We start from the raw sequence: 23,782 nt of genomic DNA, 5'->3' as shown, positions 1-23,782 counted from the left end.
TGCAGTTATTTAGCTAAAAAGGCCTTAGCAGCATCAACTCCCATATTGTAACCACTATTAAGTATTTCAAACTTTTTAGTGGTTCGGCCAACTTTAAAATTAGCTGGTGGAGCAATAATATTGATTTTGCAGTCATTTGGTGGATTCATAATAAAATCGATAGACTTATTATAAAAATCAGCCCTATCTAAGGTCGCTTGAACTAATGCAGGATAGTTTTTATACATTTTTTTAGTAAGCCAAGGTGCCTTACTTGGTTTTTTACGATAGCCTAAACATTGAGACAAAATAACGGTGATTTCGCGTGCACCCATTTCGTAAGCTTTTATAACCGGAATTGAATCAGCAACACCGCCATCGGTCATCGCTATGTCATTAATAATAGGGTAGTCACGATATGCAATGGGTATAGCGCATGATGCTTTTAATTGATGCACCATATCGGCGCTGGTGGCTTTTAAATAGTGTGCTTTGCCTGATTCGATTGCCGTAGATACAATATAAAACTCTTGTGGAGTTTGTTCGAATACCTCTGTATGAAGGCGTATTTCGCGAATTGTTTCTTGCCATAACCAATCTAAATCAAATAAATGACCACCTTTAATAAAGCGCGCTAAATTAATAAATTCAGGACGGCATGAATAGTCGGTAATCACTTTATAATTTCGCATTGGTTGTTTGCATAAAAATGCGGCTATATTAGTTGCTCCGGCTGAAACACCAAAATAGCGTTCAAATGGCTGGTATTGCTGTTTTAAAAACTCATCAAGCACACCAGCGGCAAATATACCGCGCATTGCACCGCCTTCAACGACGAGTGTGTTTTTATTATTGTTGTTCATGGCCAATCCTTTTTATGAAATTTGATGTTATCAACTCAGTCTAAAAAATGCGATAGAGATTACTGAAGATGATAAAAATTAAAGCCGGGTACACATCGCGAAACTCACTGCTTTCTGGTAAGGTTTAGTATTACAAGGCTTTGTTAATAATAAAGAATAACTACTTATGTTTGATCCTAGCGTAACCATTTTTGAAAGCACACAGTGTCAGCTTGCAGAAAGTCCTCTTTGGCATCCTATGCTGAACACTTTTTTTTGGGTCGATATAAATAAAAAATTACTTTTAAGCAAAAATATACACAGCGAAAGCCAACTAAAAACCGTGAATATGCCCGATACGCTCAGTGCAATAGCGTGGATTGATGAGCAGCACTTATTGCTAGGTACAAGTACTGGTATATACAAATACCATATTAATTCAAGCACTCGCCATCTTATCCTTAGTATTGAAAATACACAGCTAAATCGACGTTCAAACGACGGCCGTGCTGATCCATGGGGTGGCTTTTGGTTAAGTACAATGGATGTAAATGCTAAAAAAGGGGATGGTAAAATATACCGTTATTATAAAAACCAGCTTAAAGCCGTTGTAAGTGGTTTGAGTATCCCAAATGGATTGTGTTTTGATAAGTCCCGTTTACGCAGTTATTACTGCGACTCTTTAACTAGTTGCATTTATGTATTAGATTTGGATGAGAAAACTGGTGAGCCTTGCGCTGAGCCACGTGTTTTTTATCAATTTAATAATACTGATGTTGACCCCGATGGCTGCGTAACCGATAAATTAGGCAATTTGTGGCTAGCTGTTTGGGGAATGGGATGTGTTATGTGTTTATCCCCAAGCGGTGAGCTAATTAAAACAATAGAGCTTTGTGCATTAAAACCGACGTGCACCGCCTTCGGTGGTGAAAATGCTGAGTTGCTACTTGTAACATCGGCATTTGATGAAGCGATTAATAATACTGTTGGTGAACAAGGCGCTGTATTTCAGATCTCCGGTATAAAAAACGGGCAGTTTGAGCCGCCCGTTTTACTGTAACTTGTAATTTTCAGTGATGATTAGCTTTTAGGCGTAACCCACATAACACCACTTCTTTTTTAGTTACTAAAACCTCAGTACTGGCGATAATTGGTTGCTCACTTTCAACGCCTTACTTAGCTTACTACGCGTAAATAACTGAGTAGTTGTATTGTTTATAATTTCAGGTGTATGGATTATCACTACAGCAAACTTTAAACCACTAAAACTCACTGCAGTGCGCCACCTTAGTCGGTTTTTAAAAACTAGCTATTTTATTTCTACCTGTTTCTTTTGCGTTATAAAGGGCTATGTCGGCGTTAGTTATAACCTCTTTGGGTTTTGTTTTGTGATTGGGTATGAAACTATAAAACCCAATGCTTAAAGTGAGGTATTTACTGACAGTTGAAAAGTTATGTTCAATTGCGAGTTCTGCGATTTTTTCCTGAATAAGAACAGCAAACCTTTGACAGTGTTCTGTGTCGACTGCAGGTAAAACTATCGCAAATTCTTCACCCCCGAAACGAGCTGCTAGATCACCTTCGCGTTTACAAATATTGTGTAGCGCTTTGGCCACTCGCTTTAGCACTTCATCGCCAAGCTGATGCCCATAGTTATCGTTATAACGCTTAAAAAAATCAATATCACACATAATTAAACTAATGGGTTCCTTATTACGTGCACAGCGCTTAATTTCGCATTTTAAAGTCTGATCAAAACAGCGTCTATTAGCAATGTTTGTAAGGCCATCAGTATTGACTTGTTTATTGAGTTTTTGGTTGGCGTTAATGAGTTGCTGCTGAGTTTGTTGAAGCTCTTGCTTATAATTTAAATTTTTGAAAGCATTAGCAAGCATTTCACCTACTAACCTTAGGCGAATAAGGTCTAAATCTGTCCAGTCTTGCTTTTGAATTACACAATCACAGCCAATAAAGCCAACCAGTTCTTTGTCATAGCGTAAACCAATGCAAAGTACCGATTTTATTTCTTGTCGCTGGAAAATCGTTTTTTCGCTCATTGCTTGAATGGGGAGCAAAGATACATCATTCACTCTGAATAAATGGGTACGGGCCATCGAACTAAAAAAATAAGGGAGGTCGCTTTTTAAAAGGTTTTGTAAGTCGTCTTTAAAAGCTTTGATACCATCATTGACCCATTCGTGAGTGTTATTAATAGTTTTACCATCTTCGGCAAACTTAAAAAGATAACTCCTATCGGCATTGCAAACCGTACCGACTGCTTTTAATGCATAGTTAATATGCTTATCAACATCGTCATTTTGAATATCAATTAAGTCAGTTGAGATGTTCGATATAATATTATCAAAATCATATTGTTCATTCACGTTGTTATTTAATATATCGATAATAATAATGGAGTTTGAATTAGGTAAATTTGCAAATTTTACGTTGAGTAGCAATTTGGATGATTGTTTCGATAAAATAAACTGGCATTGGTTATTTGCCGTAAAATAATCAAAGAATAGCTCCTCGATCAACAGATTTTTTTTACTGTGATGATTGGTTAAAGTGATGTGTGAAAAATCAGTTTTATAAAAATGTGATTGGTCTTTTAAGTCAAACAAGTCCTGTGCCTGGCTGTTAACTTTAAATATATCTTCATTGGCATCATAAAGTAATACGCAAAACGGCAATAACTCCAAGTTTTGCCATGCTTCTTCTGATAGGTTATTACTCACTCAACTCTCCATGTGTCCAAGCCATAATTAAATTCTTTTTCTTTACTAACTATTAGCACATTTTTTTTTGATTTACTAAGTTTTTAGTGCGTTTGCGGGCAGTACGTATTATAATTGATACTGTATATCATTACCCATTTCTACTCTAAGCCATCTTTGGCTTATTTGCACTTTAAGTATAGGTTATTCAAGCATTTCATGACAGAAATCACTACACACCAAGCTTCTCGTCGTCGGTTACTCATTGCGCTAGCAATTACGTGTTCGTTTATGGTAATTCAGGTTATAGGTGCTTATTATTCTAATTCGCTTGCTGTTCTTGCTGATGCGGGGCATTTGTTTGTTCACAATAGCTCGTTATTCATCGCACTGATAGCATCAAGTCTCGCTATTCATTTTGCCAAAACCTATAACGATGGCCATCAACGAGCAGAGCTTTTTGGTGGCCTAGTGAACGGGTTTTTATACCTAGCAATCAGTTTAATTATTTTGTATGAAGGTGGTGAGCGCTATATACACCAACATGAAGGAAATGAGCTGGCTATCAATAGTTATTTAATGTCGGTTATTGCTGCTATTGGTTTTTTATTTCATGGGGCTGCTGCATGGGTTTTATATAAAGGCCGCAAAGCGAGTATTAATGTGTACGCGGTATTTTTACATTCATTCTTTGATCTGATTTCTACCGTATCGACATTTGTTGCCGGTATTCTTATATATTTTACAGGCTGGGTTGTAATCGATATTTTATCGAGTATGTTAATTGCTTCTTTCGTATTATTCACCGGTATTAAGGTCATAATTAGTTGTATAAAAGGTTTACGCCTAAATAAAGCGAAACTTCCTAAAGTTACTGATATTGAAAGTAAAATTACAGATATGGAACATGTTCATAATGTCCATAATGTCACTGTAACGCGCAAATATAATGGTATTGTAGTAGGCGCACACGTTGTCCTTAAACAACATTGTACGATTGAAAAACATGATGAAGCGTGTCGTATGAAAGTAGAGCAATTATTAGCCGAAAAATTTAATGTACGTAATAGTGTATTACAAATTGAAAGCCATGAATGCCATCATATCCATTAATAGCATCTAATTAATATAAAAGCGTGTAATAATGATTAGCACGCTTTTAATGTTTCAAATCAAATCAAATCAAATCAAATCAATGATATTGCTAAAACAATCGCTTTTACGTAAGTCTTTAGCATTCATTGGTTTTGCAAAGTAATAACCCTGTAATACATGGCAGCCAACCTCGGCTAAAAAGAGCATCTGTTCGCGCGTTTCTACTCCTTCTGCAATGCAGTATAGATCTAAGTTTTCTGCCAATGAAAAAATAGTTTTAATAATTGATTCATCTCCCTTATCTATACCAATACTATTTACAAAGCTTTGATCTATCTTAATAACATTAATAGGAAATTGGCTTAAGTAGGTGAGTGATGAGTATCCTGTACCAAAATCGTCAAGCAGTAATTTAAACCCAGCAGCTTTTAGGTTTTGCAGCTGTTTGGCTGCTTTAAGCTTATCTTCTAATAAAATACTCTCTGTTATTTCGAGCCTTAATTGTCTTGGATGAACTTGAGAGTCCGCTAATATAGCCATTAACCGCTGTGTTATGTTTGTTTTTAAAATGTGTTTAGGCGATAAGTTTAAAGATATATAAAACAACGGGTTTTCGCTGAGTATAGGCGCAAGTTCAATTAGTGAACGGTGCAAGGCTTGCTCAGTAAGAAGTTCTATTAAACCGGTTTCCTCAGCTACAGGAATAAAAAGAGCTGGAGATATTAACTGGCCTTCATTTTTCCAGCGCATGAGTAACTCCACGCCATTTATTGTTTTTTCTTCTATGTCGATAATAGGCTGGTAGTGATTAAAAAATCGGTTGTCTTTTACTGCATCTTTTAAATCATTTTCAAGCAGTAACTTTTGTTTTATTAGCTCATTCATTTCATCGCTAAAAAACTTAAAGTCGTTTCTCCCGCCTTGCTTAGCGTGCATCATTGCAACATCGGCATTACGGATGAGTATATCTGTGGTTACAGCATCGAATGGGTATAGAGCTACGCCAATACTTGCTGAGATATTAATAGAGAAGTCTTCAATAATTACTTTATTAGCTAATTCATTACTAATTTTTCTTACGTTATCGCGAAGAGATTGGAGTGATTTTATATTTTGAATCAGCACTAAAAATTCATCACCACTTTGGCGGCCAAGTATAGCGTTTTCGCTAAGCATACCGCTTACTCTTTGGGTAATATTACATAACAACTTGTCACCCACTGCATGGCCAAAAGAGTCATTAACAGGTTTGAACTTATCTAAATCAATAAATAATAATGCGCATTGGGTATTGTTTTTATCGGCATATTTAATCGCCTTTTCAATGTTTTGATACATTAAACTACGATTAGGTAGGTGCGTTAGAGGGTCAAAATTAGCCAAATAGCGCAGTTCGTTTTCAGCACGTTTTTGTTCAGTTAAATCTGTAATAACAATCACATAGTAACTTGCAGTGTCTTTTGTTACAGCTGTGGCACTTATATGTATTGGGTGTTCATTATTTCTTGCTGTTTTTATATAAACATCACTTTGCCAGTTTTCAGTTGGTTTTAATTTTTTTAAAATACTAGCAAACTCTCTGCACTTATCTTTACCAATTGCTTTAATAAACAATTTAGGGCTAATTTTGGTGGCCGTTTGCTCGTTTGAAAATGTTTCAATAAAACTATTGTTCGCAGAAAATGGCATTAAACGCTTATCGAGTATAAGTAACCAATCGTTTATTTGGCTAAACGCTTCACCTAAAATTTTTGCTTGTTGCTCATTAGCTCGTTGCTCGGTGATATTGGTATATATGCCAGAAACATATAGAGGCTCATTTGTTTGAGGATCGTATATAACTTGCCCTGTATCTTGATACCAGAGCCAATGGCCATTTTTATGCTGTAAACGGTAAGTTGCTTGCCAGTTTTGTTGTTTTTTGTACTTGAAGTAGTTTTCCCATTGGTTTTCAAAACGACGTCGATCGTCAGGGTGTATCAACGCTAAAAATTGATCTATATGCACGCGTTCTGGTAAGTCTGTATAGCCCAATTCACTTCCTCTGAGCGTATTTACGGAAGCGTCTTTAAAGTTATAATCCCATACGCCGCTTTTATTATTTTTAAGCGCGAGTTCTGTTTGCTTTTGCGAATGAATAGTCGCTCTATGGGCTTGTTCAATTGCTACTCGGCGGCTGCGATACTGCCAAAAAATAAAAAATAACACCCCAAGAATTAAAATAATGTAGGCGGCTATAGCAATGGGCGATCTCCAAGGAGCATACGCCACGTTGATATTAAGTGTTGTAGGCTCGCTTGTAATAATACCATCACGATTATGTGCTGATATTTTTAGTGAGTAATTACCAGGTTGAAGCTTTGTGAAAAACACTTGATTAGATTGTAAATCTTCATATGTTAGAGACGTAGGCCCTAAAAGGATTACTTTATAATATGCTTTATCAATATTAGGGTAAGAGAAGTTAGAAAAGCTAACCGTCAATCCCATGTCTTCATAATTTAATTCAAGTGGTTTGCTAAGGTATTTATGAGGATTGTAATTGAGTTCCCTAGTAAGGAGGCTAATATCAGTAATGGCTAGATTACTTTTTTGTAGTTGTTCTTTTTCATTAAAGTCTAACGGATTAAAAAGTAAGGCTCCAGCATTACTGCCGAACATAAGCCTGCCATCGCTTAGTGTTGCTGCCGCTATTGGTGTAAATTGGTTTATATTCAAACCGTCTTTTACTGAAAAACTCACTACATTGAGTGTATCTAGGTCTATTTGATACAGACCATTGTCGGTACTAGCCCATAAAAAGCCGTTTTCATCAGGAAGTAGTGAATAGATAGAATCAGTATTAAACGAATTTTTTAATCCTATATAGTGCTTTCTTTCATAAGTAACGGGGTCAACGCCGAGCAAACCTTCGTGAGTGGTTGCTAACCATAAAATGTTTCGTTTTGAGTCTAAGTAAAAGTTTTCTACAGTGTAAAAAATATCTTCTTTAGGATTAAAAGACTGAAATATAGTCGTTAAAGTTTTCGTTTTTTCGTTGTACCTAAGGAAGCTTTTTGATGTGCCAAGTACAAACTCTTCAGGATGTGTGTCGAGGTGTTTATAAAAAGCGTAAGAAAATAAAGGATCGACTTGCTCTTTGAGCTCCTTAATAATTCTTGTTTTTCCTGTTGTTTCATTAAAAACATAAAAATTATCATCCGACATAAATGCATATGTGTCTGCAGATAACTGGGCAAAGCCAAATAAGTTGGATTGGTTAATTACATTTTTTTCTGTGTCTTTATTTTCAATAATTTTACCCGTTTGTTTATCAAACAGTTTAAAACCATCGAAAGTAACAAGCCAAAGGAATTGATTATCACCAATTGAAGACGCAAAAATATCATAAACGGCAGTTGCCCCGTATATTGCTTTTGAGTCGGTTGAGCTCAGATATACATCACTTTTATTTGTTGCTTTGTCGTACCGTGCAATTCCATCTTCTGTTCCTAACCAAATAATATTATTTTTGTCTTGGTAGGTGGCATGAATAGTATTGTTACCGGGTAAAGTAATGTGTTTAAACCGTCGGGTTTTAATTGGCCATGTAAACACGCCCTGGGTTCTAGATGCGAGCCAAAGTACGCCGGACTTATCAACCATTAAATCGTTTATTGAGTTTTCATTAATATTAAACTTACTTTTTTCATAATTTAATACGAATTCTAGTTCTTTGGTTTCGCGGTGATAACTGAACAATCCACTTTCGGTTGCTACAAACTCCCCGTAAACAGTATTGGCATAATCCCATATATTATAATCAGGGATTAAAGTTGTAATATTTGCTGCAGATATATTTTTTTTATTATCAAATGCTAATTGATACATGCCTTCAACAGTACCAACAAGTAATCCTAATTCATTATCAACACTTAAGAATTTGACGTTTACATTATCTATCGTATTTTTTTCAGGGGGATGAAGAGGTATTTTTACAAGTTCTGAATTATCTATATTTGCAGTGTATAAACCATCATTTGTACCAATATATAAAGTGTTTTTATATATTGTTAATGACCGAATGTAGTCACCTTTATTTGGCAGGGTTAGCTTAAATGTAAAGTGTTTACTCGTCTCATCAAATGTATATATTTGAGCATCTATGGCGAAATAAAAAGTGTTTTGTTGCTGAGTCATTGCAGAGATCGGAGAGAACATTTTTTGTTCTTTATCTATTTGACCAGAATAGATTTTTTCGGTTTTTAAAGTGAGGGGATCTATTATATAGGCACCAGAAAGATCTGTTGAGACAATGATTTTTCCGTCTTCGGCTTTAAATAATGCATAAATATAGTGTTTATCCAGGCCAAAGCCGCCACTAAAAGTTTTTACATTATAACCATCAAAACGGTTTAAACCCTGTTGGGTTGCTATCCAAATATAACCAATATCATCCTCTTGAGTCTGCAAAACGTAACTTTGTGATAGGCCTTCGTCAGTAGAAATTCGTTGTAACTGCTGAGCATAGTTTTGTGATGCATAAGTGCTTTGGATGCATAGTAAAAAAGTAATGGTGATATGAAAAAAAATTTTGCTCAAACGCACTTATAAACACTCTCAGTGGAAGGTAGGATGATGCTTAGCTAGATAGTAAATATAGCATAAGTTTTTATTTTTTAATTACAAACAATATACATAACGCTAAAAGTTCTATTTTTAAATAGTGAGCTACTCTATACAGATAATAGTAAATGCTTAGAAGGAGAGTATATTGGTTTTCTCTAATGTTGATGCAAAAAACAGCGTGTTATTAGTTATAGACTTACAAGAGTTGCTTGCTCCTGCAATTAAAGATTTTCCGAATATTTTAAAAAGCACATTGCAGTTAGCTCAAGCGGGTATTATTCATGGCGTTCCATGTTTAGTAACGGAGCAATATGTGAAAGGTTTGGGCGAGACTAATCAGCAAATTAAAAATACGTTACCTAATGCCACGTATTTTCATAAAACGTACTTTAGTGCGTGTGCAGAGCCTGGTTTTGTTGATACGTTAAAAAGCCATGGTAAAAAGCAAGTTGTTGTTGTGGGAACTGAAGCACATGTGTGTGTTTTACAAACATGCTTAGATTTAATAGAAAATGACTTTGAAGTTATTATTGTTTACGACGGAGTTGGTTCGAGAAACCCACAACATAAAAATTTGGCGATTGAGCAGCTACGTCAAGCTGGAGCTGTAATTTCATGCGCTGAAATAGTAATTTTTCAATGGACAAAAAAAGCTGCTACGCCTACGTTTAAGAAAATACTGCCTATAATTAAGTAGACCACATATATATAATATAAATCAAATGTATTACTTTTTGATGTGTCGGTAGTTTATTATTGTGTTCAGTGAACTGAAACTCGTTTTACACGTATATTGCAGACTGCTTTATAAAACAACAATGCAAACAACAATTTTAAGGTTTTTATGTCTAGTATTGGCCGGTTATTTACAATTATTTTCAGTCTTTTGTTTGTCGAGTCTATCGCTATAGGCTTGTATTTCGACACATTAGCGCAGGCTTTTATGATAGGTTTGCCATTGTGTTTATTACCTATATGGCTTTTAAAAACACAAGGTGATAGCCCTATTATCCCCCATGTGGTAGCTGCCGCCATAATGATGTTTTCTTTTTTGCACATACAACAAACTTTTGGGCTGATTGAAGTCCATTTTGAAATATTTATTTTAATGCCCATGTTAATTGTTTTTGTACAGTGGCGAGTGTTTATTACCGCTATTATTTTTGTAGCGGTACATCATTTATCTTTTTATTATTTACAAACTCAAAATACGGGTTTTTACGTATTTGACCCTGATAGACTCGCTTTTACTACGGTGCTAATTCATGCTGGATACGCAATAGTTGAAGTATTAGTTGCAGGCTATATTGCAAAAACGCTGCAACGGGAACGTCGTGCGGGCTTATCTTTAAGTTATGCGACAGAACAAATAATGAAAGATCCTGAAAACATTAAACTCTCTCTTCGCGCGGATGACACTAAAAGCGAAGCTGTAGCAGGATTTAACACATTACTAGATTACTTATCTGATGTTATTAAACAGGTACAAACACAATCAGAATCATTGCAAAAAAACTCACAAGAGCTTATTGATGTACACGATCAGTTAGCGAGTGGTGCGGTTCAACGCACACAACAAACCGATGATATTGCTAATTCTGGCGCTCAAGTTGCCAATGGCTTTAAACTTGTAGAAGAAGAAAGTGAGGTGCTTAAGCGCCAAGTTGACCATATTACACAATCTGCAGGTGATGCATTAAAAGAAGTGCTTCAAACAGACGCTAAAAGTAGAGAGTTGTTAACACTGCTTAATCATACCGAAGAAAAAATAAATCACTTAGTGGCAGCGGGCGATGTTATTTCAGGGCTTCTTAATGAAATATCAGGCATTGCCGAGCAAACAAACCTACTTGCTTTAAATGCAGCTATTGAAGCTGCCCGCGCAGGCGAACACGGTCGAGGTTTTGCTGTTGTTGCTGATGAGGTAAGATCTTTGGCTAACCACAGTAAAGCAACAACAGATAAAATTAGTCTTACATTAAAAGATCTTGTTAATAATAGTAAAACGTCAACGCAATCAATGAGTCAGTGTGTGAGTTTTGTAGTTGATTTAACAAGTATTAGTGCTGCAATGAAAGAAAATATTTCAGCAATGAGCGAGCAAATAGCCGCAGTATCTTCAAGCTCTGACTCAGTTGCACAAGTGGTAGCGGAGCAGGCAGGTAATACCGAGTTAATAGCAAGCAGTACAGATACTATGCGCCAAAATCAGTACCAAGATACGCAAATAGTGCAGCAGTTAACCGCTAAGGTGCAGTTAATCGATGTAAGTATTGATGTATTAGAGCAAAGTATTGCCAAGTTTAAATAAATCTAACTCTTTTGTATTTTCGCTTATAGCTATATGGCTTGTTTGTGTTGTTGCAGGGTTAGTTTATTTTCAGTTAGAGCAACTTAAGCCGTTTGATAGCTCAAAAGTTTTATTGCAAAAGCACTGGTTTAATAACTTTAAAAAGCAATTGGACTGGGTTGACACTAATGAAGCGTCGTTAGTGCTTATAACTGAAAAAAATTGCGGGTGCACCATACAAGCTAAGTCGCATATTTCATCGTTAAGCTCTTTTGCTGCCAATAAAGCTATGAAGGTTGTACAAGTTGAATTAACACCAAAGCTTAAACACGTTATTCCGGCAACGCCTGCCGCCGTTATTATTAATAAAAACGGTGAGTTTGTTTATGCCGGTCCTCTCTCTGAAGGGTTAGCGTGTGCCCAGGGAAGTGGCTTTGTTGAAACTGCGGTCACTAATTTAGCTGCAGGCTTTAACTCAAACCTTTTAATTACGCAAACCAAGGGGTGTTATTGTGTAAATAATGCGTAAATAATGTGCAGAAAAAACTAAAGCTCGCACTTAAATCAACAGTTACGAGCTTTAATATTGATTAAATTGTCACTAACCCATAAATACCTAATAACACAAACACACAAGCAGCAATCGCGCGTACGGTGTTTAGAGATATTCTTTTTAGTAATGCATTACCTGCATATATAACAGGCACGTTAGCAATTAGCATACCTAACGTGGTTCCTACCGTTACCCAAAACACAGACTGATATTGTGCGCCTAGCAACACTGTCGCTATTTGTGTTTTATCACCAATTTCTGCAATAAAAAATAATACAAAAGCGACTAAAAAAGCCCCGTAGCTATCGTATTTATTACTTACATCTTCGTCTTTGTCTGGAACTAATAGCCAAAGGCCAACAATAATAAAGCTGATGTTTACAAGCCAAGGTAAATATTCAGAAGAAAAACTATTACTTAACCACTGCCCAAACCACGCTGATAGGCCATGATTGAGTAAAGTTGCGGTTAAAATACCAAAAATAAGTGCGCCTTTATTACGAAAACGGGCAGCTAACAGGAGTGATAAAAGCTGGGTTTTATCGCCAATTTCGGCAAGTGTAACAGTGACGGTTGAGGTTAAAAAAACTTCCATTATTGATTCTTACAGGCGGGAATACTAAACCAAGGCAAACAACTATCTCCCGCCATGAGGATAGTGTCTACCTAGGTCTCGCCGATAACGCTTGCTACAACATTACAAACTTACCATGCACATGAGGTGCAATTATGTTGATAAGTTTACTCATTACTGAGCGGGCTACTCCCCTAAGAGGCGGCCATTATTCCATAACTTTACTTTTAGGTAAATATAGTTAAGAGAACAAATACCATATTCTAATAAATAATTTATATTTATTAGTGAGGAAGCTATTGATAACAATTGTCGTTTAGATTAGTATGCACCTATTGAATGTAATTAACACGGTTTGTATTGATGTATATTTGTCTTTGTCACGGTGTGACTGATAAAAAAATTGAGCAAACAATTGACGATGGTGCAACGACCATGCGTGAATTAACCAAAGAGCTTAAAGTAGGCAGCCAATGCGGTAAGTGTTGTGGTTGTACTAAAAAGATCCTTAATCGCAGACTTATTCAAATTGCGGATGTAACGGATCAAGTTGCTTAATTACATATAAAATTTAGATATAAAAAAAGCAGCTTTTTAGCTGCTTTTTTTATGCTTGTTACTATTTACAGTTGAGACTGTAAGTAGTTTTTGATACCCGTATTTTTAATAAGTAATTGTTGGGTTTCTAACCAATCAATTTGCTCTTCTTGTTCATTTAAAATGTGATCAAGGGCTTCGCGGGTAATGTAATCTTTTTTGCTTTCAGCTAGTTTTACAGCGCTACGTAACTCATCAATAGTATCAAGTTCAAAACTCATGTTAGCAGCAATCATTTCTTCGCTGTTTTCACCAATACGTAATCGGCCTAGGTCTTGAAGATTTGGTAAGCCTTCTAAAAACAAAATACGTTCAATTAAACGATCAGCGTTTTTCATTTTTTGAATTGATACTTTGTAGTCTGCTTTATCAAGCTGTGTAAAGCCAAAATCTTTAAACATACGTGCATGTAAAAAGTATTGGTTAATACCAACAAGCTCATTAGCGAGTACTTTATTAAGCGCTGCAATAACGTCTTTATCGCCTTTCATAATATGCTCCTACTAAGCCATTTGTGCTTGATGATAATTTTCAGAACCAATTTTATCAATTAGACCAAGTTGTTGCTCTAACCAGTAAACATGATCTTCTTCGGTATCAAATAACAGCTTTTCTAAAATGCTACGAGATTGATAATCTTGTTGTTCTTCACATATTGCGATTACGTCTTTAACACACGCAACTACTTCAAGCTCTAGTGTTAAATCGTTTTGCATCATGCTTTTTACATCGTTACCGATAAGTAAATCACGGCGCTTAGTCATATTTGGTACACCTTCTAAAAACAAGATGCGCTTAATAAGCCAGTCTGCGTGATCTTTTTCTTCTTCCATTTCGTGGTTAAGGCGCTCGTATAGTTTGTTTAAACCCCAGTCGTCATACATGCGCGAGTGTATAAAATACTGATCGATTGCTGCTAATTCGTTAGCTAACAATGTATTAAACGCATCGATTACTTTTTGATTACCTTTCATGATAAATCGCCTCAACTATTTCAATTGTATGCAGTGTAGTACATATAGCCTATATTGCAAGTTTTCTCTATAAAAATCATTGCGTTACTATTGGTTTTGATTCTTATTTAAGTTTGCGTTACTGCTTGGTTTATGGACAGTTTTTTATTTGTATTAGTATCTGAGAATGATTACTAGAGGTATTTATAAACAATAAGTAGAGATACTGCTTTTCATATTATCTTTTTAAATAAATAGGCATGCTGATGCCTATTTATTGAGTCTATTACTAATTAAAACTGGTATTTAGCACCTAGGGTAGCCGTTGTGCCTAATCCTTTGATGTTATAGCCGCCGTAAGTGTAAGATTGTGCGCGGGCAGGGTAGTAATCGCTATTGAACAGGTTTTCGATACCAAAATAGCCACTCCAGCTGGCGTTAACATTGTATTGGCCACTTAAGTTAAATGTGTTGTAGCTACTAACAGGGCCTTGATCGCCAGAGTATTGGCCCTGTGCATTTTTATCAAAACGCTTTCTGTCGCCTACATATAAAAAACTCATTGCAAGTGATAAATTTTCGTTGGTTTGCCATGTTAAATTAGCAGTGGCTTTCGGCGGGCTGATTTGTTTTGCCCCTAAATATTCATCCGCTTCGGTGTTTTTACCTTCTACGTAGCTATATGTAGCACTTAATTTAAGATCTTGATTAATAGTATAATTAACTAAACCTTCGTAACCCCATATTTCTTGCGGTGCGCGTACGGGTTCGTAAACACCCGTTACTTCGTTAAATTCATTACTGGTGCCAAGCTCTGAAGTACTTCTGTACAGTGCAAATTCAAAACGAACGTTTTCAAACTGTGAAGTAAAACCAACTTCGTAGTTGTCAATTATAGATGCTTGTGTTTGAATAAGTGCAATATCGTCAACGGTTGCAGCGCGAAGTAAGCGGCCAATATCAGAAATATCAGATCCCTGTGAATAACTAAAAAATGGGCTGAATGCATCTGTTAAATTGTATTTTATGCCTGCATTATACGTTGTAGCGTCATAGTTTATGGTATCACCACGCACATTTAATGGGACTGAGCATTGCGAAGGGGTTCTACACAGTTTTAATGTTTGGTAATCACTTACGCTCAAATCAATACTTTCGTTTCTTACACCTGCTTTTACAATAATATCGTCCTTTATTACCCATTTGGTTTGTAAAAAGCCAGCCACACTTTCCATGTCCATTTCGGGCACCCATACACGGCCATCTACTAAAGGTTGCGATGTTTTATCGTTTAAGGCATCAATACCGTAGATTAAGGTGGCTGTTACGTTTTCAAAATCAAACTGACTATTAAATGTAGCCCTTGCACCTTGCTTGTCTGATTTAATAACGGATTGGCCACCGGTATAGCCTTCATCGAGGTTAGCTAGGTTGGTGGAGAAAAAGAATACGTTTTCTATATCTTGTTTATACAGATCGAGGGTCATTTGTGTGTTTTCAAACAACGCGTAATCAACATATTTTAGGGTTATATTTTTGTTGCCTTCTGGGCCTTGCGGCTTACCTTGTTTTTGAAGCTCTAAGGGTACGTGAATAGCGTAAGTTTTTTCCCCTATATTGCCATCGCCAGTAATATCACCTAAGTCAGTTTTTTGCTGTGAGCTGAAATAGTTATAGCTAAACTGCAGTTGCTTTTCGTCGTCAAAATCATAAGTTAGTTTGGTAAAATAGTTTTGAGTCTCAGAGTCTGATAAACCGTATTGTAAGCCTAAAATATCGCCCTGTGCATCGCGTTGTACACCGTTTTCTTCATAGCTTGCCGTTAACAGGTAGCTTAGTTGGTCGAGCTTACCGTTTACTGCGGCTGATACTCTACCGCCGCCACTTTCTGCTAACTTAACAGCGCTAAAGCGGCTTGAAATACTTATTTCACCTTCAGGTTTACCATCACTGCGAGCCTGTTTGGTTATGTAGTTAATAATGCCACCTGAGGCACCATTACCATAAATAGACGTTGCGCCTTTTATGACTTCTATGCGAGCTATGGCACTTGCATCAAGTGTTTTTACGCCTAAAGAACCATTACGAAGAGGGGTTGATTGCGGTACGCCATCAATCATTATTAATGGCGCGCGGCCGCGTAGTGTTTGTCCTGAATTACTTGAACTGCCTGTATCTGGGGCAAGGCCAGGGACCATTTGCGCGAGTAAACTTCCCAATTCTGAGCTTACTTTTAAATGCTGTTGTATTTGTTGCTGATTAATAACGGTAATAGATGCAGGTACTTCGTCAATGCTTTCTGATATGCGGCTGCCTGAAACAATGACATGCTCAAATTGATCAGAATTGTATTCATTTTTATTATTTTCATTTGCTAATGTGTTAGTACTTATTGCAACAGCAATAAGGCAAAGCGAAGTTTTTAACATGGGGTGTCTTAGTTGATAACAATTTGCGTAATGGTAATTATTATCAACTAATGACGCAAGTGTTAATGAGATTTATTTCCATTTATGGCGTTTTAACCAAAAATATACACCGCTTACAATAAAAAATGCGAGTGAAAGGGCTATTAATAACCATAAAAACTGCACAATAGGACCTGCAAAATCACCAATGTGAAACTTATACTTAAAGTTCCATGCTTGTGTTGTGAAGTTGGTTTTACTGGCGTCAAATGAGTTTAATACTTTACCAGTAAATGGGTTAATCCAAACCCAGCTGTAAGCGTGGCTTTCGCCAGGGTTTTGCATTCTCAGTGCAATTGCTTCGTCATCTTTTTTAGGTAAGTAAATTCTATATACTTTACCATCTGGAAATACGTTCTCTGCATTTTTAATTGCTTGATTGTAGTTTAACGCAGCTTGAGAAGGGGCTATTATTTTTGGCGCTTTAGGTCTTTGTTCTACTTTATTAAACGTCACAAATTCTAATACAGATTGAGTTTGTGTTTTCCAGTTAAATGCCATGCCAGTAAAGGCAATAAGCATAAGCGGTATAAAAAAGTAAACACCAAGCACTGTATGTAATTGATACATGAGCACTCTAAATTTGGCTTTTGGTTTTATAGCTAAACGTTTAACTCTGTTTTTGGGCTTTACCCATAAATAAAAGCCCAGTAATACATTTATTAAAAGTAGCAATGCACACACCGACATCCAATTTCGAAAGGTTTTTTCACCTTTACTGTTTTCAAACAACAGCCAACGATGTAATCCCATAGCAAACCCATAAATCGTATCGGTTGATTCATAGATGTTTAGTACACTCCCAGAGTAGGGGTTAACACTGGCGTAGTGTTTATTGGCTAACCGAAATTGCCATGCTGCGTTTGGCGTTTGTTCGGGCATAAAAAAGGTGATTTTTTGCTTAGTTTGAGCTTGTACATTTTGTATAAGTTCATCGTAATGCATTAAGTTTTTTTGGGGTGTTACTTGCCATTTTGCAGGCTCTATTAGGTGCTGTATGTCTTTTGCATAAATCATAACAGCACCGGTTAGGCTCACTATTAATAAAAATAGTCCGCTAATAAGGGCAAGGCCTAAATGAATTCTACGTAACCAAAGTTTCAAAAACGGTATCTCATTATGAGTTAATGATAATATTGTAAATGATAATACGAGCTGTTTTCAATTAAATAAGTTGTGTATTTGGTTTAGCTTGTTATTAAGAACATTAAATTAGGCTTTTATTCGCGATTGGTCGGATTTCTATTATGCAATTTTCGATATTAAAATTGTTGTGTAAAAAACTTTTAACTGCGGCTAAATCAATTACGTGCTGAGTGCTAATAATAAGCTCGCAATAATTTTCTTTATCGTCTAATTGCCAAAGCTTGATGCTAACTACCGATTCGATATTAAATTCATTACTAATAGCATGTGATATTGCATCTGTATCAATATTGCTAGGCGCTGCTTGCATTAAAATTTTGCAGCTTTGCTTTAATAGTAAAATGCCGTGATAAATTACATAAAAAGAAATAAGCACAGTGGCAATTAAATCAACGATATACCACTGGTATAAAATAATTAAGGTGCCCGCAATAATAACAACAATAGATGCCATTGCATCTGATACGTTATGAATAAAGGCCGCTTTTATATTTATACTGTGATTTGCGCCAGCTCGGTAGGTTAAATATGCGGTTGCTAAATCAATAATCAATGCTATTGCTGCCACCCACACAACTATCCAACCATTAATTGGTTGAGGGCTTAAATAGCTCGAAATGGCTTCAAAAATTAAATACACACCAATTAATATCAATGTACTGCTATTAAAAAGTGTGGCAAGTATTTCAGCGCGTTTATAGCCAAAATGATGAGTGGTGTCAGCAGGTTTATTACCAATTTTACGTGCAACGAGCGCGATAAATATAGCGGCAGCATCACTTAAATTATGAAGTGCATCGGCTATAAGTGACAAACTGCCCGAAAATACCCCGCCAATAACTTGGGCTACGGTTAGCAATACATTAATAACCACAGCGACGGTTAGCTGTTTATCGCTCTGGTTTTCGTCTACATGACTATGTGAGTGATCGTGCGCCATAATGACCTCAAATGTATTAATTGAATATTGCTTATATCATGGCTGGTTTAAAACCGCTACAGATGTGGTAGCGTCAATAAATCTAATTATAAGTTAGTAATAAAGGCGTATATTTTAAAAAGTGTGAATTTAATATTGTAACGCTAAACACCCATTTTTTAAGGAGTTTACCGCTCAAAACTTGCGTCTTTATATATTTAGTGCATTAATGTAAGTAATATTAAATGATTATAAGTTGCTGGATATTAAGCATGCACAAAGGTTTAAACTTTGGTGAATTAACAGGTAAAGGACAGTCTGTTCGAAGTAAGTTAATTATAACCTTTATAATTATAGCCTTAGGGCCACTTTGTATACTTACTTGGTTTAGCCTTGGACATGTAAATAGCACGCTTAAGCAAAATGCAGACGCTGAACTTAACGAGCTTAATAATATAGGTAAGCAATTTGCTGATATTTGGTTTGCAGAGCATGTTAAGGATCTATATTTGCTTAGGGCGCAGTTTGATATTAGCCCGACTAAAAAACAACAATTAATAGCGCAATTTGTTGAGCAGTACGACTTTGTTAATAATGTAGAACTTATTGATGTAAACCTCGTTAAATCACTACCTTCATCTCCCTTTTTTAATATTATTAAAGATCAACGTTTTAATAACATACTCTCTGGTATTAAAAATACAGGTAAAATCCAATTTCAGTCAATGACAGTCTCAGGGCGTGAGTATCATATTATTGGCTTACCGTTAGTAAATACCGAAAATAAGCTACAAGCCATATTGCTCGCAGATATAAATTTAAACGGCTTATTAAATAATCTAAGTAAAATACACGCTGCAAATAAAGACATAACATTTTATGTTATGCATAATAATAAAATTCAAAAAAATAATAATTCAGAAGATTCTCAACCATTATTTTTCTCTCAAAACGGCTCCCCAACGCAACGTGTCTTTTCTTACAGTAATAAAAATGAAGAGACTTTATACGGGTATATTGATTCTCTAGAGTTTTTAAATGAATCTGGATGGCAGTTACTTGTAACAAAACCAAAAGAAGTTGCACTACAAGGTGCTAATTTTTATAAACAGCTTGCTTTATTAACAAATGCGGGGGCATTACTGCTTATATTAACGTCATCGTGGTGGTTTGGGCGTCGACTTTTTAGACCTTTAATTAACTTAGCTAAAATTGTTGAAAGTATTACAAAAGGAGACAAGGTAAAAGTCCCTGTAATAAACGACAGTATTGAGTTTAGCCAGCTTTCATTGGGTTTACGTAATTTAGTAGCCGTAAAAGAAGAGCAACAAAGTATATTACAAAAGCAACGCTCTGCACTTCAAATTGCATTAAAACAATTAGCCGAGCAAAAAAGTGCATTAGATGAACACGCTATTGTTGCTGTAACTGATTTGCATGGCACCATCACTTTTGTAAATAAGAAATTTTGTGAGATTAGTGGCTACGATGAACACGAATTAATAGGTCAAAACCATCGCCTTTTAAATTCAGGAAAACACGAAAAAGCATTTTTTAAAAATATGTATAAAACGCTTAAACGTGGTGATATATGGAACGGGCAAATATGCAATAAAGCTAAGCATGGTGGCATATATTGGGTAGATACGACAATTGCACCATTTTTAGATGAAAATGGAAAACCGCAAAACTATATTGCTATTCGTAATGACATTACAGCCCTGAAAGTACAAGAGCTAGAGCTTGAGCAACACAAAACACAGTTACAGCTAGTGATAGACTCAACAGCCGTGGGTATTTGGGATTGGTATATTGATACTAATAAAGTGACGTTTAATAACCGCTGGGCCGAGATAATAGGTTACAAACTCAGTGAGATTGAGCCTTGTACTATAGATACTTGGTATACATATGCTCACCCAGACGACTTAGTGATATCAAATAAAAAACTTCAAGAGCACTTTGCCGGTGAGACTGACTATTTTGTTAGTGAAGCCCGCATGAAGCATAAAAATGGACATTGGATATGGGTACTCGATACTGCAAAAGTAGTTGAGTGGAATACCGATGGCTCTCCAAAACGTATGATAGGTACGCATTTAGATATATCAGAACGAAAATCTACAGAGCTTGAGCTACAAGGAAGCCGCGATAGGTTTGCATCTTTGGTATCAAATATCCCTGGCATTATTTATCGATGTAAGTTTGATAATAAATTAAGCATGCTTTATATGAGCGAGCAAGCGAGTGGAATAACAGGTTATTCACCTGATGAGTTGATACATGATGAACCCCCCAGCTTTTTTGATTTGATATGCGAAGACGATTCTAAAAAAATAAAAGATGAAATTCTACGTTGTGTTAGCGCTAAGCAGTCATGGTCTGTTGAGTATAGGATTACAGCCCGCGATGGCTCCTTACATTGGGTAAATGAAAAAGGCCAAGCCATTTACGCAGATGATGGCAGCATATTGTATTTAGATGGATTTATTTTTGATATTACAGAGCGTTACAATACACAGTTAAAAATAAATCGTCAGCAAAGCCTACTTGAATCAATGAGTAAGCAAGGGCAGATTGGCGCATGGGAGATGGACTTAGATGCGCATACACTTTATTGGTCTGATGAAGTTAAAGTTATTCACGAAGTACCAGAGGACTTTGAACCGAGCATAGATACCGCTATTAACTTTTATAAACCAGGCATACACCGAGATACTATAAGTACCTTATTTGAGTGCGCAGTGACTTTAGGTGAAAGCTGGAGTGTAGAGCTTATTATTTTGACCTATTCTGGGCAAGAGCGTTGGGTTAAATCGATGGGCCAAGCTGAACTTAAAGACGGTAAATGTGTACGTGTGTTTGGTTCATTTCAAAGTATTGATGCACATAAACGACTTGAACTTGAAAGCGAAAAAGCAAATCGTTATAACAAAAATTTAGCCGCGCTTACAGTCGCACCTGAGGTGCAAAATAGTGATGTAGAACAGGTTAAAAAGCTAGCCGTTAAATCTATGTGTGAAGTGCTAAATGTTACACGAGCTTCGATATGGATCTTTAACGAAAAACGAGATGTGATGACGTGTCATTGCTTATATATAAATGGTCAAGGGTTTGTAGATACCGACGCTATTTTAACTGCTAAAGACTACCCAGCTTATTTTAATGCTATTTATAAACATAATTTAGTGGCTATTGATGATGTTTATACTCACTCAGCAACTGTTGATTTTATTGAAGCATATGTAACACCACTAAATATTAAATCGATGCTTGATGCTGTAATTGCAACAGGCGATGGTAATTTAGGTATTTTGTGCGCTGAAACAGTAGGCGAGCATCACAACTGGACGCAAAGTGAAGAAACGTATCTTCGCTCATTAGCTACTTTAGTGGGAAGCACTTTAGTTTCTCAAAAACGAAAAGTAATTAGTGAGGAGCTAAAAGTAGCACTCGTGAAAGCTGAAGATGCAGCCATTGCTAAGAGCCAATTTTTAGCAACCATGAGCCATGAAATTAGAACGCCGATGAATGGCGTACTCGGTATGCTAGAGCTTGTTCAATTAGAGTCGCTATCTAAACCAATAGAAACAAAAGTAGATATAGCCAAAAAAAGTGCACATTCTTTATTGGGTGTAATTAATGATATTTTAGATTTCTCTAAAGCTGAAGCAGGTAAAATCGAGCTTGAAGAAATTAACTTTAATGGACGTGATTTAATTGGTGAAGTTGCTGCCGCACAAGCATTTACAGCTCAAGACAAAGGTATTGAAATTATTTTGGATCTGGTAGCGCTAGAGCCTTCGCAGTTATGCGGCGATCCAGGGCGCATTCGCCAAGTTATTACTAATTTATTGAGCAACGCCGTTAAGTTTACGAGTCAAGGCGAGGTTGTTGTAAGCGCGAAAATTAATAAAGTAGCTCAAGGTTTAGAGTTTGTTGTAAGTATAAAGGACTCAGGCATAGGAATAAGTTTAGAAAAACAAGAGCAATTATTTACCCCTTTCTCTCAAGTCGATGCATCAACAACGCGTGAATATGGAGGCAGTGGCTTAGGGCTGGCTATTTGTAAGCAGCTTTGTGAACTAATGGGGGGGGCTATCTCTCTCACTAGCGAAGCCGGTAAAGGGAGTACTTTTACTGCCACTATAATGCTGACTCCGGGAGATCAAAAAGAACGTTATATTCCTAATATTAATATGGAAGAGCTAACCGTTTTGGTTGTTGATGATAACGAGACAAATCGAATTGTAATTTCACAGCAGCTTGAGCACTGGGGAGCTAAGGTTGCGCTTGCATGTGACGCACGCGAAGCTCTTGATATGTGCGCGCAGCAGTATAAAAGTAACAATTGCATGTATGACATTGCAGTGCTTGATATGCAAATGCCAGGAATGGATGGTATAGAGCTGTGTAAAGCACTAAAAGCACATGAACATTATAAATCAATGCCACTTGTAATGATGACCAGTATTGCTGGTATGGAAGGTGCGCAGCGCTATTCTAATGCAGGCTTTCAGGCATATTTCCCCAAACCTGTAACCACTGCCGATTTAATTTCTGCACTGTCAGTCATAACAAGTAATGATTCAGATGAGACACTCCCACTTGTTACTTCAGGCTATATTTCCTCTCTTAAAAAAGAAAAGGTGCAGGAACCTACCCAAATATTACTTGTAGAAGATAATCCAATTAATCGACAAGTGGCTACATTAATGCTCAAAAAGCTTAATTGTGACGTTACAATTGCCGAAAATGGTCAATTAGCGATAGATATATTAGAGTCTCACGATTCTGGTTTCTTTAAGCTCGTTCTTATGGATTGCCAGATGCCTGTTATGGATGGCTTTGCTACAACTGCAGCTATCCGTAAAGGTATGGCGGGTATACAACACAAAAACATTAGGATCATTGCTATTACGGCTAACGCAATGGACTCTGATAAAGAGCGTTGTATAACCGCTGGAATGGATGACTACTTGAGCAAACCGATTCAATTAGATATTTTAAAAGATAAATTAGAGCAGTATATTTAAGGTAA

General features: G+C 36.4%; 16 protein-coding genes. 7 read left to right on the top strand and 9 right to left on the bottom strand.

All coding sequences use genetic code 11. The features are described 5' to 3' along the window. Positions 1 to 5: 5 nt before the first annotated feature. Positions 6 to 842, bottom strand: a complete 837-nt coding sequence (locus H5126_RS05110; RefSeq protein WP_165723372.1) for a patatin family protein — start codon at positions 840 to 842, stop codon at positions 6 to 8. 166 nt (positions 843 to 1,008) lie between these two features. Here H5126_RS05110 and H5126_RS05105 point away from each other — a divergent pair, with 166 nt between their 5' ends. Next, positions 1,009 to 1,881, top strand: coding sequence for an SMP-30/gluconolactonase/LRE family protein (locus H5126_RS05105; protein WP_182720135.1), 873 nt, complete (start codon positions 1,009 to 1,011; stop codon positions 1,879 to 1,881). A 238-nt stretch (positions 1,882 to 2,119) separates the two neighbouring features. Here H5126_RS05105 and H5126_RS05100 read toward each other — a convergent pair whose 3' ends face one another. Next, positions 2,120 to 3,559: a diguanylate cyclase domain-containing protein gene (locus H5126_RS05100; RefSeq protein WP_182720136.1), complete on the bottom strand. Its 1,440-nt coding sequence runs from the start codon at positions 3,557 to 3,559 to the stop codon at positions 2,120 to 2,122. Positions 3,560 to 3,757: 198 nt separating this feature from the next. Here H5126_RS05100 and H5126_RS05095 point away from each other — a divergent pair, with 198 nt between their 5' ends. Beyond that, positions 3,758 to 4,651, top strand: coding sequence for a cation diffusion facilitator family transporter (locus H5126_RS05095; RefSeq protein ID WP_002960617.1), 894 nt, complete (start codon positions 3,758 to 3,760; stop codon positions 4,649 to 4,651). 69 nt (positions 4,652 to 4,720) lie between these two features. Here the strand turns inward: H5126_RS05095 and H5126_RS05090 are convergent, their stop codons facing one another. Continuing rightward, positions 4,721 to 9,220: an EAL domain-containing protein gene (locus H5126_RS05090; RefSeq protein ID WP_182720137.1), complete on the bottom strand. Its 4,500-nt coding sequence runs from the start codon at positions 9,218 to 9,220 to the stop codon at positions 4,721 to 4,723. A gap of 166 nt (positions 9,221 to 9,386) precedes the next feature. Between H5126_RS05090 and H5126_RS05085 the strand changes: the two genes are divergently transcribed. From H5126_RS05085 to H5126_RS05075, 3 genes are all read left to right on the top strand, one after another. Next, positions 9,387 to 9,938 carry an isochorismatase family protein gene (locus tag H5126_RS05085; protein ID WP_182712365.1) on the top strand — a complete coding sequence of 184 codons (552 nt, stop codon included), beginning with the start codon at positions 9,387 to 9,389 and terminating at the stop codon, positions 9,936 to 9,938. A 147-nt stretch (positions 9,939 to 10,085) separates the two neighbouring features. Further along, complete coding sequence (locus tag H5126_RS05080; RefSeq protein WP_165723367.1) at positions 10,086 to 11,552, top strand: methyl-accepting chemotaxis protein; 1,467 nt, start codon at positions 10,086 to 10,088, stop codon at positions 11,550 to 11,552. Further along, on the top strand, positions 11,536 to 12,060 hold the full coding sequence (locus H5126_RS05075; protein WP_182716305.1) for a DUF6436 domain-containing protein: 525 nt from the start codon (positions 11,536 to 11,538) through the stop codon (positions 12,058 to 12,060). The genes H5126_RS05080 and H5126_RS05075 overlap by 17 nt, the downstream gene beginning before the upstream one ends. Before the next feature lie 61 nt (positions 12,061 to 12,121). Here H5126_RS05075 and H5126_RS05070 read toward each other — a convergent pair whose 3' ends face one another. After that, positions 12,122 to 12,679 carry a TMEM165/GDT1 family protein gene (locus tag H5126_RS05070; protein WP_182720138.1) on the bottom strand — a complete coding sequence of 186 codons (558 nt, stop codon included), beginning with the start codon at positions 12,677 to 12,679 and terminating at the stop codon, positions 12,122 to 12,124. Between the two features lie 342 nt (positions 12,680 to 13,021). Here H5126_RS05070 and H5126_RS05065 point away from each other — a divergent pair, with 342 nt between their 5' ends. Further along, positions 13,022 to 13,216 (top strand): (2Fe-2S)-binding protein, encoded by a 195-nt coding sequence (locus H5126_RS05065; protein WP_002960627.1) that lies wholly within the window; start codon positions 13,022 to 13,024, stop codon positions 13,214 to 13,216. A 65-nt stretch (positions 13,217 to 13,281) separates the two neighbouring features. Here H5126_RS05065 and bfr (H5126_RS05060) read toward each other — a convergent pair whose 3' ends face one another. The 5 genes from bfr (H5126_RS05060) to H5126_RS05040 all read right to left on the bottom strand — a co-directional run bounded on the left by bfr (H5126_RS05060) (position 13,282) and on the right by H5126_RS05040 (position 18,762). Then, entirely contained in the window at positions 13,282 to 13,746 is a 465-nt protein-coding gene (gene bfr, locus H5126_RS05060) for a bacterioferritin (RefSeq protein WP_002958984.1), read from the bottom strand. A 12-nt stretch (positions 13,747 to 13,758) separates the two neighbouring features. Beyond that, on the bottom strand, positions 13,759 to 14,229 hold the full coding sequence (gene bfr, locus H5126_RS05055) for a bacterioferritin (protein ID WP_002958985.1): 471 nt from the start codon (positions 14,227 to 14,229) through the stop codon (positions 13,759 to 13,761). A 272-nt stretch (positions 14,230 to 14,501) separates the two neighbouring features. Then, positions 14,502 to 16,637 carry a TonB-dependent receptor gene (locus tag H5126_RS05050; RefSeq protein WP_182720139.1) on the bottom strand — a complete coding sequence of 712 codons (2,136 nt, stop codon included), beginning with the start codon at positions 16,635 to 16,637 and terminating at the stop codon, positions 14,502 to 14,504. Between the two features lie 72 nt (positions 16,638 to 16,709). Beyond that, complete coding sequence (locus tag H5126_RS05045) at positions 16,710 to 17,780, bottom strand: PepSY domain-containing protein (protein ID WP_182720140.1); 1,071 nt, start codon at positions 17,778 to 17,780, stop codon at positions 16,710 to 16,712. 103 nt (positions 17,781 to 17,883) lie between these two features. Continuing rightward, positions 17,884 to 18,762: a cation diffusion facilitator family transporter gene (locus H5126_RS05040; protein ID WP_182720141.1), complete on the bottom strand. Its 879-nt coding sequence runs from the start codon at positions 18,760 to 18,762 to the stop codon at positions 17,884 to 17,886. A gap of 251 nt (positions 18,763 to 19,013) precedes the next feature. On the opposite strand from H5126_RS05040, the gene H5126_RS05035 reads away from it, so the two are divergent. After that, positions 19,014 to 23,777, top strand: a complete 4,764-nt coding sequence (locus H5126_RS05035) for a PAS domain-containing protein (protein WP_182720142.1) — start codon at positions 19,014 to 19,016, stop codon at positions 23,775 to 23,777. The last annotated feature ends 5 nt before the right edge of the window (positions 23,778 to 23,782 follow it).

The organism is Pseudoalteromonas sp. SG45-3, assembly GCF_014164075.1.
GTDB classification, from domain to species: domain Bacteria; phylum Pseudomonadota; class Gammaproteobacteria; order Enterobacterales; family Alteromonadaceae; genus Pseudoalteromonas; species Pseudoalteromonas distincta.
This window is presented reverse-complemented; position numbering and strand designations above follow the sequence as displayed.

What these genes read in the sequence shown, in the direction of transcription:
- H5126_RS05040 (WP_182720141.1), bottom strand. Translation starts at nt 18,762, where the DNA reads ATGGCGCACGATCACTCACATAGTCATGTAGACGAAAACCAGAGCGAT.
- H5126_RS05035 (WP_182720142.1), top strand. Translation starts at nt 19,014, where the DNA reads ATGCACAAAGGTTTAAACTTTGGTGAATTAACAGGTAAAGGACAGTCT.
- bfr (WP_002958984.1), bottom strand. Translation starts at nt 13,746, where the DNA reads ATGAAAGGCGATAAAGACGTTATTGCAGCGCTTAATAAAGTACTCGCT.
- H5126_RS05070 (WP_182720138.1), bottom strand. Translation starts at nt 12,679, where the DNA reads ATGGAAGTTTTTTTAACCTCAACCGTCACTGTTACACTTGCCGAAATT.
- H5126_RS05110 (WP_165723372.1), bottom strand. Translation starts at nt 842, where the DNA reads ATGAACAACAATAATAAAAACACACTCGTCGTTGAAGGCGGTGCAATG.
- H5126_RS05105 (WP_182720135.1), top strand. Translation starts at nt 1,009, where the DNA reads ATGTTTGATCCTAGCGTAACCATTTTTGAAAGCACACAGTGTCAGCTT.
- H5126_RS05050 (WP_182720139.1), bottom strand. Translation starts at nt 16,637, where the DNA reads ATGTTAAAAACTTCGCTTTGCCTTATTGCTGTTGCAATAAGTACTAAC.
- H5126_RS05065 (WP_002960627.1), top strand. Translation starts at nt 13,022, where the DNA reads ATGTATATTTGTCTTTGTCACGGTGTGACTGATAAAAAAATTGAGCAA.
- bfr (WP_002958985.1), bottom strand. Translation starts at nt 14,229, where the DNA reads ATGAAAGGTAATCAAAAAGTAATCGATGCGTTTAATACATTGTTAGCT.
- H5126_RS05095 (WP_002960617.1), top strand. Translation starts at nt 3,758, where the DNA reads ATGACAGAAATCACTACACACCAAGCTTCTCGTCGTCGGTTACTCATT.
- H5126_RS05080 (WP_165723367.1), top strand. Translation starts at nt 10,086, where the DNA reads ATGTCTAGTATTGGCCGGTTATTTACAATTATTTTCAGTCTTTTGTTT.